The 215-nt window shown below is 61.4% G+C and carries 1 pseudogene; it reads right to left on the reverse strand.

The annotated features are described in order from the left end of the window. A pseudogene (locus AF337_RS44690) lies at positions 1-212 on the reverse strand (hypothetical protein); the annotation flags it as partial. Between the last annotated feature and the right edge of the window lie 3 nt (positions 213-215).

The raw sequence follows: 215 nt of genomic DNA on the forward strand, positions 1-215 counted from the left end.
GCCTCCAATTGCTGCCGCGTCGGGAGATCATGGTCGTAGGTGGCAGCGCTGAATGCCGTTGCGTTGTCGAACGGACCTTTGTGTGGACGCGCCAGACCATAGGCTTGCTTATCAGCGCTATCGATCCCCTGCTCCGCCGACGGTGAGCGCGCTTGACGAGCCTGCGTTATCAGATCGTCGGCGGTCGAGCTTGAGGTCGCGTTTTTCCGCATGGG

The sequence above is a fragment of the Rhizobium ecuadorense genome, from assembly GCF_001187535.1.
Lineage (GTDB): Bacteria > Pseudomonadota > Alphaproteobacteria > Rhizobiales > Rhizobiaceae > Rhizobium > Rhizobium ecuadorense.